Origin of the sequence: Paenilisteria rustica (assembly GCF_013820765.1) — a bacterium.
Taxonomy (GTDB): Bacteria; Bacillota; Bacilli; order Lactobacillales; family Listeriaceae; genus Listeria_A; species Listeria_A rustica.
The window spans coordinates 1-330 of sequence record NZ_JABJVM010000052.1 but is presented as its reverse complement, the minus strand read 5'-3'; the positions used below and the strand labels follow the sequence as shown (position 1 = coordinate 330).

The following is a 330-nucleotide window of genomic DNA, read 5'->3' as shown; positions in this document are numbered from 1 at the left end:
TACCAGCTGCTTTCAAACTGAAAACAGATACAAATGTGAAAGGTACTTTCACTGGAAGCGTGAAATATGTAGCGCTGAAAGTAGGCGATACTGTGTACAGTAAAGTAGCCGTTGTAGATGGCACTAATTGGCAGTATTATGCAAAAGATAAGATTACAGATGATAAAACAGCTGTTTCCGTTATCGGTTATGACAGCACAGGAACACAAATTGCAACTGCAACTGTAACGATCACACCAGAAAGTACTTCTACACTAACAGCAAGCACATACTTGTTAGGTACAGGTAATGTAACAGGAACATATACAGGAACAGTGAAATATGTGGCTG

Annotated in this window: 1 protein-coding gene; it reads left to right on the top strand. The window is 39.4% G+C overall.

Annotated features, from left to right (window positions below):
* A partial coding sequence (locus tag HPK16_RS17265) for an immunoglobulin-like domain-containing protein (RefSeq protein ID WP_181677983.1) occupies nt 1-330 on the top strand: 330 nt, incomplete at both ends.